Here is a 421-nt window from a genome sequence, read left to right as displayed (position 1 = left end):
AGATGGCTGTATGTGGGATGCAGATAGCGCCAAAAATTAACTATTGACGCCATAGTCTCTTGTTAGCTTACGAGCTTGGGAGAACTAGACACTCAAGAATGTCACTTTTTGGTTCGTATCCCTTAGGCGTGGACACTTTATCCTAGTTATTGACACTTCACATCCCCTTTTCAGCATTTCGTCGCAAAGAAACCTCAAGCACTACAACTACATTTATCATTACTCCGTATTCGATACTTACGTTAAAAAAGGATAGTGAAATGAATCAAACAATGCACACAACTAATCAACAAGAACACATACGGGCTCAAGTTAAAAAGGTAAAAGAATTTTATGTCCACTTAACCAAATACTTGTCGGTAATATGCCTATTGTTTGTCATTAATTTCGTAACTGGTACTGAGGAACTTTGGGCAATTTA

1 protein-coding gene is annotated in these 421 nt (G+C 37.8%); it reads left to right on the top strand.

Features of this window, described 5'->3' with window-relative positions; genetic code table 11:
- Window positions 1-260: 260 nt before the first annotated feature.
- Window positions 261-421, top strand: a 161-nt coding sequence (locus tag H2O73_RS20320) for a 2TM domain-containing protein (RefSeq protein WP_306464281.1), incomplete at its 3' end; no start/stop codon positions are given.

Source organism: Vibrio marinisediminis, assembly GCF_014050145.1.
GTDB lineage: Bacteria > Pseudomonadota > Gammaproteobacteria > Enterobacterales > Vibrionaceae > Vibrio > Vibrio marinisediminis.
This window is presented reverse-complemented; position numbering and strand designations above follow the sequence as displayed.